The organism is Acetobacter papayae, from assembly GCF_047721125.1.
GTDB classification, from domain to species: domain Bacteria; phylum Pseudomonadota; class Alphaproteobacteria; order Acetobacterales; family Acetobacteraceae; genus Acetobacter; species Acetobacter papayae.
In genome coordinates, this window is sequence record NZ_JBDNWF010000050.1 from 1 (window position 1) to 14,728 (window position 14,728).

The following is a 14,728-nucleotide window of genomic DNA, read 5'->3' on the forward strand; positions in this document are numbered from 1 at the left end:
GCAATCGAATCGACAAAGCGGATCATGTCATGGATCGTGTCGCCACTTTCCACATGCCCACCGGGGGAATTGACATAAACATTGATCGGCTTGTCGGACTCTCCGGCCAGCGCAAGAAGGCGACCGGTTACGTCACGAGCGATCTTGTCGTTGATCCCACCGAAAATCAGCACCGTCCGCCGCTTGAAGAGCTTGTGTTCCAGCTCGCCCTGCGGTGTGCCGGAAGACTTTTCCTCGCCTTCCTTCTCCGGGGTTTCCGGGGTTTCGGGTTCGTCGTCCAGTCTGATGGCGTCACGGGAAAAAATACCCGGCATGGCTGTCTCCGCGCATTGTTCTGTGTCTGTGTTCATGACCCTATCCTGCGCCGGTGTCGCCTGCCTGCCAAGGGGCAATCACGCGGTGTCTCGCCACGGGTGGGGGAAAAGGCTAAGGTGCGGGCCATTTCCGCCCGCGTTACGATGGAGCACGCGCCCGACCATGCCCCAGCCCGGCCCCCAGCCGCATGGCCCCTACCAGCCTGCCAGCACCCAACACGCCCCCCGCACTGGCCTGAACCACGGCCCAGCGCGTGCAGGGGCCGCTCTGCTGGCCCTGCTGCTGACCACGGGCTGCCACCACCGGGACCTGACCGACAGCACCATGGATCTGGTGCAGCACCTGCGGGGCGGGGTTGTTGCAGGGCAGCGCCCGCCACCACCGGGGCAGTATGCTGCTTACCCGCATGTGGGGCTGACCCCCACAACGCCGCCTAGCCTGCCCTCGCCTCAGGCACGCGCGCTGCTCACCAGCAGGCTGATCCGCGATCGCAATCTTACCTACCGCACCATGGCGTCCAATGGCACGCTGCTGCCAACCATTCCCCCGCCGCCTTCCGCCGAAACGCCAGCGGCGGCGCCAGTAGCCCCAGTGACATCGGCAGCCCCGCCTGCACCCGGCGCGGTTGCCGGGCAGAAACCTGCCGCCAAACCGGCCAACCAACCCGCCACCCTGCCCGAAGGGGTTAATGGCGCCATCATGGACGCGGCCGAAGCTCCTCCGGCACCGGCGGCTACAACGCCACCTGCGCCAAGCGCTACGCCCGCCAAAAGCCAAAAAACGGCGGATAGCACCAAACGCCCCGGCAAGAACAAAAACGACACACCGGCTCCGGAAGTGGCCATGCCTGAGGTAACGGACAAAAACAGCGTGGACTCGTTCCCTGCTGATGTCATACCGCCCATTCCCGATGCGCCGCCCCCTGCCCCCGATGTGGCAGGCACGCCCACCCCGCCGGATATGCCGACGGTAGACGCCGCCCTGCCTGCCTATGACCTGAACGATATACCCGGCACGGGCTTTCACTTCCTGCCCCAGTCGGATGAACTCTCCGCCGGGCAGGACGATGAACTGACCAAGCTGATCAGCAAGACCCCGCATGGCCCTTTCTTCATCCGTGGTTTTGGCAATGCCGCCTCGCTCAGCGCGCAGGATCAGACCGATGCCGTGCGGCTGGGGCTGCTCCGCGCCACCCGTCTGGCCCGCCTGCTGCTTGAGCGTGGCGTGCCAGCCTCGGCCCTGCATGTGCGCGGTGATGCCTTTGGCACGGGAGCAAAAATCGCCAACACGCCCTGAGCCTGCCTGAGAGTGCGGGGCATCAGCCCATACCTGCCGCCACCCGCGCGGCACCGGGTTAAATGGCCGCCAACCTGCCCCACTCACTTTCAGGGATCAGACGCCCCCATGTCAGAGCCCCATGCCAAATTCGCATGCCATGGCAGAGATTTCCTTTACGGGGAGTTGCCTGTTCCATTTTGCGGATTACTATACCCGTCCCGCAGCAACTCAGGGGCATTTCCCCTCCAGTTCTAGAGCAGCACACGTCCATGACCGAAGAGTTCCACCGCATCCGCCGCCTGCCGCCTTATGTCTTTGCCTCGGTTAACCAGGCCAAAGCCGCGGCCCGAGCCCGCGGAGAGGATATTATCGACCTCGGCATGGGCAACCCGGACACCCCCACCCCGCCGCATATCGTGGCCAAGCTGATCGAGACCGTGAACGACCCGCGCTCTCACCGCTATTCGGTCAGCAAGGGTATTCCGGGCCTGCGCAAGGCTGTGGCCGGGTATTACGAGCGCCGCTTCAATGTCACGCTCAACCCGGAAAAAGAGGTGATCGTCACCCTTGGCTCCAAGGAAGGTCTGGCCAATCTGGCATCGGCCATCACCAGCCCGGGCGATACCATTCTGGTACCCAACCCCTCTTACCCCATCCATCAGTTCGGGTTCATCATCGCCGGGGCAAGCGTGCGCTCCATCCCGGCCACACCGGATGAGGACATGCTGCGCGCGCTCGACCGCGCGGTGCGCCATTCCGTGCCCAAGCCCACAGCGCTGATCGTCAACTTCCCGTCCAACCCCACGGCGTATCTGGCGGATCTGGATTTCTACAAGGAGTTGGTGGCCTTCGCCCGCCGCGAGAATATCTGGATTCTCTCCGACCTCGCCTATGCCGAAATCTATTTTGGCGACAAGGTTCCCCCCTCCATTCTGGCGGTGCCGGGCGCGCGCGATATCGCCGTGGAATTTACCTCCCTGTCCAAGACCTATTCCATGGCAGGCTGGCGCGTAGGGTTTGCCGCCGGTAACGAGCGGCTGATTTCAGCCCTGACGCGCATCAAGTCCTATCTGGATTACGGGGCGTTCACCCCCATTCAGGTCGCGGCGGTAACCGCGCTCAACGGCCCGCAGGACTGCGTTGCTGACCTGCGCAACATCTACCGCGAACGGCGCGATGTCCTGATCCGTGGCCTGCATGCCGCAGGCTGGGACGTGCCCTCCCCCGAGGGCTCAATGTTCGCATGGGCGCCCATTCCCGAGCCCTTCAAGGCCATGGGCAGTGTCGCCTTCTCAAAACTCCTTCTGGAAGAAGCAGGCGTGGCCGTGGCCCCCGGCCTCGGCTTTGGTGAATATGGTGATGACCATGTCCGTATCGGGCTGGTTGAAAACCCCCACCGCCTGCGTCAGGCCCTGCGCTCCATCAAGGGCTTCATGTCCGCCCATGGGGTGAGCGCGCCTGTTCTTCCTTCCTCAGCCAAAAAGCCGGAGTCTGCTGCACCGTGACATCCACTTCCCCTACCACACCCCTGCGCCTTGGCATTGCCGGACTTGGCACGGTTGGCGCGGGCACCATCCGGCTGCTGCGCGCCAATGCCGACCTGATCCGCGCCCGCGCCGGACGCCCGCTTGAAGTGGTTGCCGTCAGCGCGCGCGACCGCACCCGCGATCGCGGCGTGGACCTGTCCGGCCTGAACTGGCACGACCGGGCGGAAGACCTTGTAAACGACCCTGATGTGGATGTGGTTGTGGAGCTGATCGGCGGGTCTGAAGGCACGGCCCGCGCCGTGGTGGAAAACGCGCTCAAGGCGGGCAAGCCTGTAGTCACGGCCAACAAAGCCCTGCTGGCCCTGCACGGCCCGGCCCTTGCACGCCTCAGCACCGCGCATAATGCGCCACTGCTGTTCGAAGCCGCGGTGGCCGGGGGCATTCCCGCCATCAAGACCGTGCGCGAAGGGCTGGCGGCTGACAGGCTGACCCGCGTGGGTGGTATCCTGAACGGCACCTGCAACTATATCCTGACCGTCATGCGCGAAACCGGGCAGGCTTTTGCCTCTGTGCTGAAAGACGCACAGGAGTTGGGCTATGCCGAGGCCGATCCTTCCACCGATATCGACGGGCTGGACGCAGCCCACAAGCTGACCATTCTGGCGGGGCTAGCCTTTGGCCGCCCGGTGGATTTCAGCTCCGTGCATGTGGAAGGCATCCGCCATGTGGATGCCGCCGACCAGAACTTTGCCCGCGCACTGGGCTACAGCATCAAGCTGCTGGGCCTTGCCCGCATGACGGAACAGGGCCTGCACGCCCGCGTGACACCCTGCCTTGTGCCCCAGCAGTCTCCGCTGGCGCAGGTAAATGGTGTGTTCAACGCCGTGGTGGCAGAGGGCGAATTTGTCGGCCGTATCATGATCGAGGGACGCGGCGCGGGCGCAGGCCCCACGGCCAGCGCTGTCACGGCGGATCTGGTCGATATCGCCCGCGGGCAGACCATGCCCGTATGGGGTGTGCAGGCTGATAACGGCGCAGACACCGTGCTGCGCGCCCAGCCTATCACCAGCGGACAGGGTGCGTTTTACCTGCGTCTGCGCGTGGAAGACCGTCCGGGCGTGATTGCCGATATTACCGCCGTGCTGCGCGATTGTGGCGTGTCGCTCCGCAGCATGCTGCAACACCCGGCAGAAAGCGAATCCGCCCCGCATGTGCCGCTGGTGCTGGTCACGCACCAGACATCGGAAGCCGCCATGCAGGACGCACTCACACGGATCGGCGCACTCAGTGCCGTAACCGATACCCCCGTGATGATCCGTATCGAAGCCGCCTGACCCGCACCGGGCCAACAGGCCCAACTCTGCCCCGGCTCAGGCCGGGGCACCCTGAACGCCCGGCAGCCCCCAAACCCAGCCGGGCCACGTTTGCCGCACCACAGCAGGAGCCCGCATTCCATGGCCGTTTTCCCGATTATTTCAGACCGCAACCTCGCCCTTGAACTGGTGCGTGTGACCGAGGCTGCGGCCCTGGCCTCCTCACGCTGGACGGGACGCGGCCGCAAGAACGACGCCGATGGTGCGGCGGTAGAAGCCATGCGCGCCGCCTTCGATACGGTGGCCATTAACGGCACGGTCGTGATTGGCGAAGGGGAAATGGACGAAGCCCCCATGCTCTATATCGGTGAGCAGGTGGGGGCCGGTGGTCCGGCCATGGATATTGCCGTAGACCCGCTCGAAGGCACCAACCTGTGCGCCAAGGACATGCCCAACGCCATTACTGTTGTGGCTCTGGCCGAGCGCGGTAACTTCCTGCACGCGCCCGATATCTACATGGACAAGATCGTTGTTGGCGCGGGCCTGCCCGAAGGCGTTGTGGACCTTGATGCCAGCATCGAAACCAACCTCAAGAACCTCGCCCGCGCCAAGGATCGCGATGTGCAGGATCTGGTTCTGTGCACGCTGGAGCGCGAGCGCCATGCCGACATGATCGCCCATGCGCGTGAAGCGGGTGCCCGCGTGCGCCTGCTGACCGATGGCGATGTGGCGGGTGGTATCGCCACCTGTCTGGAAGAAAGCGGCGTGGATATTTACGTAGGCTCCGGTGGCGCGCCCGAAGGGGTGCTGACCGCCGCCGCCGTGCGCTGCGCCAATGGCCAGATGCAGGGCCGCCTGATGTTCGAAGATGACGAGCAGCGCGCCCGCGCCGCCAAAATGAACCCCGGCAAGGACCCGGCCCGCAAGCTGGGCCTGCATGACATGGCGGCAGGCCCCGTGCTGTTCTCCGCCACGGGTGTTACCACTGGCGCCCTGCTGCGGGGTGTACGCTTCTACCCGCATCAGGTTGTCACGCACTCGCTGGTCATGCGCTCCAGCTCGGGCACGTCGCGCTTTATCGAAGCGCATCATAACCTCAGCACCAAAGTCTGGCCTGCGCAGTAAGCTGCCATGTCTGACACCACGCTCACGCCCGATCCCCTACCCCCTGCCGTGCTGGGGGTGGAAAACAGTCTGGGGGGCAGGCGCTGGGCGTGGCGCGGGGCCGCCGAAAACCCTGCCGTGGCCCGCGCGGGGGCCGCACTGGCCCAGCAGCTTGGCATAAGCGATATTGCAGGCCGCCTGCTCGCCCTGCGCGGCATTACGCCTGAACAGGCGGCGCATTACCTCAAACCCCGCCTGAGCGCCCTGCCCGACCCCTCCTGTCTGGTGGATATGGATCGCGCGGCCGAACGTCTGGCGCGCGCCGTGCAGGCGGGGGAATGTGTCGGCATTTTTGGCGATTACGATGTGGACGGGGCCTGCGCCAGCGCCGTTCTGGCGGCTTTTCTCGAAGAGCTGGGCTGCCCGGTTTTAACCCATATTCCCGACCGGATGACCGAAGGCTACGGCCCCAACCAGCCGGCACTCGAAGCCATGGTGGCTCAGGGTGCCAAGGTGCTGGTATGCGTGGATTGCGGCACGGCCTCGGCCAGTGTGCTCGACCCCATGAGCGCGCAGGCCGATGTTATCGTGCTCGACCACCACAAATCGGAAGATGCGCTGCCTGCCATTCTGGCCACGGTCAACCCTAACCGGCCTGACTGCCGCTCGGGCCTTGGGCAGATCTGCGCTGCTGCCCTGAGCTTTCTAGCCACGGTCGCCACCCGGCGCGCCCTGCGTCTGGCAGGCTGGTTTGCCACCCACCCCGAACCCGACCTCAGGCCTCTGCTTGATCTGGTGGCACTGGCCACGGTGTGTGATGTCATGCCCTTGCAAGGGCTGAACCGTGTTTTTGTCGCAAACGGACTGGAAGTCATGGGCCGCCGCCAGCGTATCGGGGTTGCGGCTCTGCTGGAAGTGGCGGGCGTTACCAAAGCGCCGGATGCCTCCTCCTGCGGGTTTGCGCTGGGGCCACGCATCAATGCGGGCGGACGGATAGCCGAAGCCGCCCTTGGCCTGCGCCTGCTCCGCTGTGCCGACCCGCTGGAAGCCCGGCAGATGGCCGAAAGGCTGGATGCCGTCAACCGGCGCAGACAGGGGGTGGAAGCCGAAATTCTTGATCGCGCCATGCAGGAGGCCGCCGCCCAGAAAGAAGCCGGGCGTGGGGTTATTCTGCTGGCAGGCAAGGACTGGCACCCCGGCGTGGTCGGCATTGTAGCAGGCCGGATCAAGGAACGGTTCAACCGGCCCGCCCTTGTGGGGGCCGAGCAGGAAGATGGCACGATCAAAGGGTCTGGCCGGTCGGTTACCGGGCTGGATCTTGGCACGGTCATTATCGCTGCCCGGCAGGCAGGGTTGCTCAAGACTGGCGGTGGCCATGCCATGGCGGCGGGCTTTTCGCTCGAAGCCGAACAGCTTGACGCGTTTCATACCTTTCTGGACGCGCGCCTGCCCGATGCCGCCACCCTGCCCGACAGGGTGGACCTGATGCTGGATGCCGTAGTGTCCGTGGCGGGCGCCACCGTGGAACTGGCTCAGGATATGGCCAGTCTGGCCCCCTTTGGCGCAGGCAACCCCGAGCCGGTTCTGGCCCTGTCACATGTCACGGTTATTCGCACCGACCGTATCGGCCGGGATGGCAACACCCTACGGGCTCTGCTGAAAGCCGATAACAACGCACGGCTGAAAGCGCTGCTGTTCCGCGCGGAAGACAACCCCCTGACCGCAACGCTGGAAGATACCACCCGCCCCCCCCTGCATCTGGCGGGCACCCTGCGGGCCGAGGAGTGGAACGGACGGACAGATGTTACCTTCTTCATTCAGGATGCGGCGCGGGCCTGAGCACCCGCCTGCCACGCCTGACTGACTGAAAAATGCTCCTTAGCCGCCACGCGCGGCATCGCGCCGGGCTTCGACTTCCTTTTTCATCGCCTCCTGAACCTTTTCAAAGGCCCGGACCTCGATCTGGCGCACCCGCTCGCGCGAAATGCCATATTCATGTGCGAGGTCTTCAAGGGTGGAGGGGTCATCCTTGAGGCGTCGTTCGTTGAAAATACGGCGTTCGCGTTCATTCAGGGTTTCGAGTGCTGAGGCCAGCAGGGCCTTGCGACCCGACATTTCCTCGCTTTCGGCGTACAGCTCTTCCTGATTGTGCTGCTCGTCCACCAGCCGGTCCTGCCACTCGCTATCCTGATCGGCCCGCATGGGGGCGTTCAGGCTGTGGTCAGGGGCGGCCATGCGGCGGTTCATGTCCACCACATCCTGCTCGGAAACACCCAGCGTGCGGGCGATCTTGTCCACCTGCTCGGGGCGCAGGTCGCCATCATCAATGGCCTGCATCTGCCCCTTGAGCCGGCGCAGGTTGAAGAACAGCTTTTTCTGCGCTGCCGTGGTGCCCATTTTGACCAGCGACCAGCTATGCAGGATGTATTCCTGAATGGCTGCGCGAATCCACCACATGGCATAGGTAGCCAGCCTGAACCCTTTTTCAGGGTCGAAGCGGCGCACGGCCTGCATCATGCCGATATTGCCTTCGCTGATCAGCTCATTGATGGGCAGGCCGTAGCCCCGATACCCCATGGCGATCTTGGCAACCAGACGCAGATGCGATGTGACGAGTCTATGGGCGGCTTTTGTGTCGCCGTTTTCCTTCCACCGCCGCGAGAGCGAAAGCTCCTCTTCGGGGGTGAGAAGGGGGAATTTACGGATTTCCTGAAGGTACCTTGAAAGATTACTTTCAGGCCCAACATCAATAACGGAAGATACCATGGTCCTGACACTCCTTCCGCGCTGAAAACTCCCTTGGGCGTATCGAGGTTCCCGAGCTATGCGGGAATTACGCCAAAATAAGGCAAGCTCAGCGCCCGATGGACGTTTATCCGGCCTGCTGAACGCCCTCCGCATGAGCGACGGTCAACCCGGCCTGCAACCCACCCCGCCTGTTACGGGGTTACGGGCCTGACAAGACAAGCCTGCACTTGATGCGCCAATGCTGTCAAGAAAACAGCACCCCGGCATAACTGCCATTCAGCGCCCACATCATCCTCTGCAATTGACCCTAAAGCCGGGCCTGATCAGGCTTCCGCTTCGGCCAGAGCCTGTTCCAGCGCCTGCATGTCAGGCGGCATGGGGGTTTCGAACAGCAGGTCTGCGCCGGTGCGGGGGTGGGTAAAGCCAAGACGGGCCGCATGCAGCGCCTGCCGAGGGAAATCCAGCGCAATATCCCGCGCGGTGGTGGGGAGTTGCCGCGCAATGGCGGGCAGACGGCGCAGATAAAGCGGGTCTCCCATGAGCGGATGCCCGTTAGCCGAAAAATGCACGCGAATCTGGTGTGTGCGGCCTGTTGCCAGACGACATTCCACCTTGGCCGCCGCGGTGCCGAACGCCCGCAGGGTGGTGTAGCGTGTCAGCGCCCATTTGCCGCCGCGCTCCGTCAGGGCCATGCGTTTGCGATCACGCTTGTCGCGACCGATCGCCCCTTCGTACTCCCCATTAGCCGGAGCAGGCAGGCCCCAGCAGAACGCCAGATAGGCGCGGTCTATCCGCCGGGCGGCAAAATCTTCCGACAGGGCGATATGGGCTTTTTCCGTCTTGGCCGCCACCATCACGCCCGATGTATCCTTGTCCAGCCTGTGCACGATACCGGGACGGCGCTCTCCGCCGATTCCCTTCAGGCTGTCTCCACAATGGGCAATCAGGCCATTGACGAGCGTGCCCGTTTCATTGCCGGGGGCAGGATGCACAACCAGCCCGGCAGGCTTGTCCAGCACGATCAGGTCTTCATCCTCGAACAGGACGGTAAAAGCCACAGCCTCGCCCTCCGGTGTGGCGGGGGCGGCAGGCGGCACATCCAGCACCACCACCATACCCGCGCGCACAAGGGTTGCGGGCTCTCGCACGCAGTTCTCGCCTATCGACAGGCACCCCGCTTCAATCAGCCCCTTAATGCGCGAGCGCGACAGCGCGGGCAGGCAGGCGGCCAGATAGCGGTCCACCCGCTCACCCGCCTGCGCGGCCTCCACCACGCAGGCCAGACGCTCTCCACCAGAAGGTGCGCTTGACGCCGTATAGGCCTGCGGGGCGACAGAATCCTGAGCATGGGGGCTGCTAACATGGGGGCTGGGCGTATTCATAGGCGGAGCCATACCGTACCGCTGGACAGGCCGGAAGGAAAACAGCGCGCATAAGCCCCAAAGGAGCAGAGGGGCCCACAACACCGGCCTTTACCTGACGGGCTGATCTGCGCCATTCATCAAAACAAGCATGCCCCAACCCATACCCCCGCGCCCCGAGCGCGCCACCGCACCGCTTTCCACCGCAATGGCGCTGGCAGCCTGTGCGGCAGTGCGCAGGCGGCGACAGCTTGTGCTGGGCCTGCTTGCGGCAGGGGTTCTGCTCTCCATTCTGGCGGACTGCGCCATTGGCCCGGCCTCTCTTTCGCCCGGCGCGCTGCTGCATGCCCTGTTCAGCCCCGATACCGCCCCGCCGGATACGCGCCTGATCCTGTGGCGCATCCGCCTGCCTTACGCGCTGATGGCCGCCTGCGTGGGGGCGGCACTCGGACTAGCCGGAGCGGAAATGCAGACGGTCCTTGCCAACCCGCTGGCCAGCCCGTTCACGCTCGGCACCTCTGCTGCCGGGGCGTTTGGGGCCTCGCTCTCCATTGTGCTGGGCTGGCACATACACAATGTGCCCCAAACGTGGATTATCGCGCTCAGTGCCTTTGTGTGTTCCATGCTCTCGGTCTGGCTGCTGGAAGCACTCACGCGCCTGCGCCAGACGGAAACCGGCCGGGCTGAAACCAGCACCGTGATTTTATGTGGTGTTGCTCTGGTGTTTTCCTTTCAGGCTCTTGTGGCGCTGATGCAGTTCATTGCCAGCGAAGATACCTTGCAGGACCTTGTTTTCTGGACACTGGGCAGCCTGACACGCGCCGCATGGCCCGCTATCGGCCTGCTGGCACTCGCTCTCGCACTCACCCTGCCCTTTGCGCTTGGGGCTGCCTGGCGGCTGACCGTTCTACGCATGGGGGAAGAGCGCGCGGCCAGTCTGGGGGTGGATGTCCCGCGCCTGCGCCGCGCCGCACTGCTGCGCATCAGCCTGCTGAGCGCGCTGGCCGTGGCCTTTGTGGGGGTTATCGGTTTTGTGGGGCTGATTGCGCCGCATATCGCCCGTGGCCTTGTGGGGGAAGACCAGCGCTACACCCTGCCCGCAAGCCTGCTGAGCGGAGCATTCATCCTTTCCACAACGGCATTGCTGGCGCGTGTGCTGGTGCCCGGCGTGGTTGTGCCCACAGGAATTGTAACCGCTCTGGTGGGTATACCGTTTTTTCTGGTCATTATCCTGCGGCAGAAACCCGGCGCATGACGATGGAACAGGCTGGCAAGGCACATGAGCACACACCGCAGTCGGGCGAAGGCCTGAGGGTGCGGGGGCTGTCTGTTCGCCATGGGCAGCATACAGTGCTGCATGACATTACGGTAGGCCCTTTTCCGCCCGGCAGGCTGTGCGCCGTGCTCGGCCCCAATGGCAGCGGCAAATCCACCCTGCTGCGGGCCATGGGCGGGCTTGTGCCCGCACGCGGGCAGGTCAGCCTGCATGCTCAGGCCCTTGATGGGCTCGACCTGCGCACCCGTGCACGCCTGTGCTGCACCCTGCCCCAGACCCTGCCCGAACCGTTGCGCCTGAGCGTGCTGGAAACCCTGCTGGCCGCGCGCCGCGTAGCCCATCCGGCTCAGGCGGATGACATTCCCGCCGCACTGCACTGGCTGGAGCGCATGGGGATCGAAGCGCTTGCCTTGCGCCCGCTCAACACACTTTCTGGCGGGCAGCGCCAGCTTGTGGGGCTGGCGCAGGCACTCAGCCGCCACCCGCGCGCCTTGTTGCTGGATGAACCTCTGAGCGCACTAGACCCCCATTACCAGTACCGCATGCTGGATCTGCTGCGTGAGGAAACCGCCCGCTCGGGGCTTGTCTGCATTCTGGTTCTGCATGACCTCAATCAGGCACTCAACTGGTGCGAGACCGCCTGTATCCTGCATGAAGGAACGGTGCGGGCCTTCGGGTCACCACGCACCATTCTCACCCCCGCCCTGCTGCGTGATGTCTACCGTATCCATGCCTGCGTGGACACGGGCGCACAGGGGCAGGATTTCATCAGCGTGCAGGGGGTGGAAGCCGCGGGTCAGGTACCGCAGAACGTATAGCGCACCCGCTCATCCGCACCGGGTGGGAGAGCAAAACGCTCATGGCCCGGCTGTTCCTCATAGGGGTTAGACAGCACGGCCAGCATGGTTTCGAAGGGTGTAAAATCCCCCTGCTCCACCGCGCTGCGGATCATGGCCTCGACCAGATGGTTGCGCGGGATATAGCATGGATTAACCGCACGCATGGCCTGCGCACGGGCCTCGGGCGGGCGGCTGTCATCCTGCTGCAAACGCTGGCACCAGCGCTCCAGCCATGGTGCAAAAGCCGGAGGCAGGGCAGACATATCCACCCCCGTCAGCACGGAGGGCTGGCTCAGCGCACGGAAAGTGCCTGTCAAGTCCGCACGTGTCTGCTGCATGGTTTCGAGCAGGGCGGCAAACAATGCTTCATCCGCATCCTGCCTGAGCGCCAGCCCCAGCTTTGCGCGCATGCCATCAAAATAGACCGTATGAAAACGGGTATTGAACCCTGACAGCGCCTGCCGGGCCAGCACCGGGCGTTCATCCTCATCATCGCTCAGCAGCGGCAGCAAGGCCTCGGCCAGCCGGGTCAGATTCCACAAGGCAATGGTGGGCTGGTTGGTATAGGCGTAGCGGCCCTGCTCATCGATAAAGCTGAAAACCGTGGCCGGGTCGTATTCATCCATGAACGCGCAGGGGCCGTAATCTATCGTTTCCCCCGAAATGGCCATGTTGTCGGTGTTCATCACGCCATGGATAAACCCGACCAGCATCCAGCGCGCCACAAGGCTGGCCTGCGCGGCCACCACGTTTTCCAGAAATGTCAGGGCGGGTGTTGCACTCTGCAACGCCTGCGGGTCATGCCGGGCTATGGCAAAATCCAGCAACTGGCGCAGGGCGGCGGGGTCTCGCCGGGCGGCGACATACTGAAACGTGCCAACCCGCAGGTGGCTGGAGGCCACGCGCGTCAGAATCGCACCGGGCAGCAGTGTTTCACGTTGAACCCTCTCCCCCGTGCTGACAGCGGCCAGCGCGCGGGTCGTGGGGATGCCCAGTGCCGCCATGGTTTCGCTTAGCAGGTATTCGCGCAGCACAGGCCCCAGTGCAGCCCGACCATCGCCCCGGCGTGAAAAAGCCGTAGGCCCAGCCCCCTTGAGCTGGATCTCGCGCACATGCCCTGCATGGTCGCGCACATCGCCCAGCAGCAGCGCCCGGCCATCGCCCAGAGCCGGATTGTAATAGCCGAACTGGTGCCCGGCATAAGCCGTGGCCACCGGCTCCACCCCGGCAGGCATGCTGTTACCCGCCAGCATGGCCAGTCCCTGCGGCCCGGCCAGCCAGCGCGCATCCAGCCCGAGTTCCGCCGCAAGTGTACCATTAAGCCTAATCAGCGCCGGGGCTGTTACGCGCGAAAGGGGGCCGCGGTCGTACATCCATTCGGGTAATTGCGTGAAGCTCTGCGCCATAACCGGGGGCATGGGTGCCTGCTGCTGCTCGTCCATGGCGTTAGGGCCTCGCGTGTTTCATGATCATTCCTGCCCGCCCTCGCGTGTTCGGGCGGGTCGTGCATCCTGCCCCATCTCTGGCACAGCCGCGCTGATCATGATAGGGAGAAGCACCGCCGCGAACAGCCCGGACAGGCCGTAAAAACCCGTGCCTGCCGCTCTGAAAACCATGACACGGAGAACCGGCCCACTGGTCCTGACACCAGCGCCACGGAGACGCCAGAACCGATGACCACAGCCCCCGACACCCTTTTCAAGATCACACGCAAGACAGACGGCATTAGCGCTGCGGAACGCGAACACATTGTCGCGAATCCCGGTTTTGGTCGTGCTTTTACCGACCACATGGTTGTCATTACCTTTACGGAAGGCCGGGGCTGGCATTCTCCCGAGATCATGCCGCGCCAGCCGCTGGTGCTGGACCCGGCTGCCTCGGTCCTGCACTACGCGCAGGAAATTTTCGAGGGCATGAAAGCCTATCGTGCGGCCGATGGCGGTATTCTGCTGTTCCGCCCCGAAGCCAATGCCCGCCGCTTTCGCAAGTCAGCCGAGCGTATGGCCATGGCCGACCTGCCTGAAGACCTGTTTCTTGAAGCGGTCAGCCAGCTTGTCAGCATCGACCGCGACTGGGTGCCCGCACCCGAAGTGGGCACGCTGTATATCCGCCCCTTCATGATCGCAACCGAAGCGGCTCTGGGCGTCAAACCCGCCTCGGAATTCAAATTCATCGTCATCGCCTGTGCCGCGGGGGAATATTTCTCCAAGGAATCCGGGACGGTAAACGTATGGGTGGAAGAAAGCTCCGTGCGTGCCTCACGCGGGGGGACGGGTACCGCCAAATGTGGTGGCAACTACGCCGCCAGCCTGACCGCCCAGATGGAAGGCAAGGCCCATGGCTGCCAGCAGGTGCTGTTCCTTGATGCGCAGGAACGCCGCTGGCTGGAAGAAATGGGCGGCATGAACGTAATGATGGTGATGGAGGATGGCACGCTGCTGACCCCCCCGCTCGATAGCGGCACCATTCTGCACGGGATCACCCGTGACTCGCTGCTGACCCTCGCACGGGATCAGGGCCTGACCGTGCGCGAAGAACGCTACGCAATCGACCAGCTCTACAGCGATGCCGCCTCGGGCAAGCTCAAGGAAGTATTCGCCTGCGGCACGGCGGCCGTGGTCACGCCCATTGGGGCTTTCAAGGGCGCGCATGGCGAATGCACCATTGGCGATGGCCAGACCGCTGGCCCCGTCACCAGCCGCCTGCGGCAGGGCCTGTGCGATATCCAGTTCGGCCGTGCACCCGACCCGCATGACTGGATCAAGCGCGTTATCTAAACAGTAACCGGCCTTACGGCCCGGTCGGGTCTAACCACCCAACCGGGCCGTGCGCCACGCAGAAAGCCCACTCAGGCTCAGGGCCGCCATGGGGGCTGCAAACCCCAGCGCCCCCACCCATGTCACAAGGGCCATGGGCAGGCTGGGGTCCTGGCGGGGCTGGGGGGGGGGGGGCGGGGGGGGGGGCGCGGGGGGGGGGGGGGGGGGGGGGGGGGGGGGGGGGGGGGGGG

General features: G+C 64.4%; 14 protein-coding genes. 8 read left to right on the forward strand and 6 right to left on the reverse strand.

What is annotated here, in order from left to right; translation table 11 throughout:
- The coding region (locus ABF757_RS11495) for an ATP-dependent Clp protease proteolytic subunit (RefSeq protein WP_415482462.1) at nt 1-350 on the reverse strand (350 nt) is incomplete at its 3' end.
- A gap of 127 nt (nt 351-477) precedes the next feature.
- On the opposite strand from ABF757_RS11495, the gene ABF757_RS11500 reads away from it, so the two are divergent.
- The 5 genes from ABF757_RS11500 (at nt 478) to recJ (ending at nt 7,336) form a co-directional block, all read left to right on the forward strand.
- Nucleotides 478-1,611 (forward strand): OmpA family protein, encoded by a 1,134-nt coding sequence (locus tag ABF757_RS11500; RefSeq protein WP_415482464.1) that lies wholly within the window; start codon nt 478-480, stop codon nt 1,609-1,611.
- A 251-nt stretch (nt 1,612-1,862) separates the two neighbouring features.
- Nucleotides 1,863-3,098, forward strand: a complete 1,236-nt coding sequence (locus tag ABF757_RS11505; RefSeq protein ID WP_415482465.1) for an LL-diaminopimelate aminotransferase — start codon at nt 1,863-1,865, stop codon at nt 3,096-3,098.
- Entirely contained in the window at nt 3,095-4,414 is a 1,320-nt protein-coding gene (locus ABF757_RS11510; RefSeq protein WP_415482467.1) for a homoserine dehydrogenase, read from the forward strand. The genes ABF757_RS11505 and ABF757_RS11510 overlap by 4 nt, the downstream gene beginning before the upstream one ends.
- 120 nt (nt 4,415-4,534) lie before the next feature.
- Complete coding sequence (gene glpX / locus ABF757_RS11515; RefSeq protein ID WP_025861730.1) at nt 4,535-5,518, forward strand: class II fructose-bisphosphatase; 984 nt, start codon at nt 4,535-4,537, stop codon at nt 5,516-5,518.
- 6 nt (nt 5,519-5,524) lie between these two features.
- The gene (recJ, locus tag ABF757_RS11520) at nt 5,525-7,336 is read left to right on the forward strand and encodes a single-stranded-DNA-specific exonuclease RecJ (protein ID WP_415482468.1); all 1,812 of its coding nucleotides are present in this window, start codon (nt 5,525-5,527) and stop codon (nt 7,334-7,336) included.
- A gap of 39 nt (nt 7,337-7,375) precedes the next feature.
- Here the strand turns inward: recJ and rpoH are convergent, their stop codons facing one another.
- Both rpoH and ABF757_RS11530 read right to left on the reverse strand, forming a co-directional pair.
- Nucleotides 7,376-8,263 carry an RNA polymerase sigma factor RpoH gene (rpoH, locus tag ABF757_RS11525; RefSeq protein WP_025861150.1) on the reverse strand — a complete coding sequence of 296 codons (888 nt, stop codon included), beginning with the start codon at nt 8,261-8,263 and terminating at the stop codon, nt 7,376-7,378.
- A gap of 305 nt (nt 8,264-8,568) precedes the next feature.
- The gene (locus ABF757_RS11530; RefSeq protein WP_415482469.1) at nt 8,569-9,627 is read right to left on the reverse strand and encodes an RluA family pseudouridine synthase; all 1,059 of its coding nucleotides are present in this window, start codon (nt 9,625-9,627) and stop codon (nt 8,569-8,571) included.
- A 130-nt stretch (nt 9,628-9,757) separates the two neighbouring features.
- On the opposite strand from ABF757_RS11530, the gene ABF757_RS11535 reads away from it, so the two are divergent.
- Nucleotides 9,758-10,861, forward strand: coding sequence for a FecCD family ABC transporter permease (locus tag ABF757_RS11535; protein ID WP_415482470.1), 1,104 nt, complete (start codon nt 9,758-9,760; stop codon nt 10,859-10,861).
- A complete protein-coding gene (locus ABF757_RS11540) occupies nt 10,858-11,700 on the forward strand; it encodes an ABC transporter ATP-binding protein (protein ID WP_415482471.1) in 843 nt (280 codons plus the stop codon). Before ABF757_RS11535 ends, ABF757_RS11540 begins: the two co-directional genes overlap by 4 nt.
- Here the strand turns inward: ABF757_RS11540 and ABF757_RS11545 are convergent.
- Both ABF757_RS11545 and ABF757_RS11550 read right to left on the reverse strand, forming a co-directional pair.
- Nucleotides 11,679-13,163 (reverse strand): protein adenylyltransferase SelO, encoded by a 1,485-nt coding sequence (locus ABF757_RS11545; RefSeq protein WP_415482472.1) that lies wholly within the window; start codon nt 13,161-13,163, stop codon nt 11,679-11,681. The two genes, ABF757_RS11540 and ABF757_RS11545, sit on opposite strands and share 22 nt — an antisense overlap.
- A gap of 27 nt (nt 13,164-13,190) precedes the next feature.
- Nucleotides 13,191-13,337, reverse strand: a complete 147-nt coding sequence (locus tag ABF757_RS11550) for a hypothetical protein (RefSeq protein ID WP_159101634.1) — start codon at nt 13,335-13,337, stop codon at nt 13,191-13,193.
- A gap of 57 nt (nt 13,338-13,394) precedes the next feature.
- Between ABF757_RS11550 and ABF757_RS11555 the strand changes: the two genes are divergently transcribed.
- A complete protein-coding gene (locus ABF757_RS11555; protein ID WP_415482473.1) occupies nt 13,395-14,498 on the forward strand; it encodes a branched-chain amino acid aminotransferase in 1,104 nt (367 codons plus the stop codon).
- 30 nt (nt 14,499-14,528) lie between these two features.
- On the opposite strand, the gene ABF757_RS11560 is transcribed toward ABF757_RS11555, so the two are convergent.
- A partial coding sequence (locus tag ABF757_RS11560; RefSeq protein ID WP_415482474.1) for a hypothetical protein occupies nt 14,529-14,728 on the reverse strand: 200 nt, incomplete at its 5' end.